The sequence below is a fragment of the Citrobacter sp. Cf087 genome (assembly GCF_030334285.1).
GTDB classification, from domain to species: domain Bacteria; phylum Pseudomonadota; class Gammaproteobacteria; order Enterobacterales; family Enterobacteriaceae; genus Citrobacter; species Citrobacter freundii.
Genome location: NZ_JAOWED010000015.1, coordinates 1 through 524, shown reverse-complemented (window position 1 = coordinate 524; position 524 = coordinate 1). Strand labels below are relative to the sequence as shown.

Below are 524 nucleotides of genomic sequence, written 5' to 3'. Positions count from 1 at the left end.
GAAACATCTTCGGGTTGTGAGGTTAAGCGACTAAGCGTACACGGTGGATGCCCTGGCAGTCAGAGGCGATGAAGGACGTGCTAATCTGCGATAAGCGTCGGTAAGGTGATATGAACCGTTATAACCGGCGATTTCCGAATGGGGAAACCCAGTGTGATTCGTCACACTATCATTACGTGAATACATAGCGTAATGAAGCGAACCGGGGGAACTGAAACATCTAAGTACCCCGAGGAAAAGAAATCAACCGAGATTCCCCCAGTAGCGGCGAGCGAACGGGGAGCAGCCCAGAGTCTGAATCAGCTTGTGTGTTAGTGGAACGGTCTGGAAAGTCCGACGGTACAGGGTGATAGTCCCGTACACCAAAATGCACAGGTTGTGAACTCGAAGAGTAGGGCGGGACACGTGGTATCCTGTCTGAATATGGGGGGACCATCCTCCAAGGCTAAATACTCCTGACTGACCGATAGTGAACCAGTACCGTGAGGGAAAGGCGAAAAGAACCCCGGCGAGGGGAGTGAAAA

At 51.9% G+C, this 524-nt stretch carries 1 rRNA gene; it reads left to right on the top strand.

The features are described 5' to 3' along the window. Positions 1–20 precede the first annotated feature (20 nt). Positions 21–524 (top strand): 23S ribosomal RNA (locus OGV57_RS00060); the annotation flags it as partial.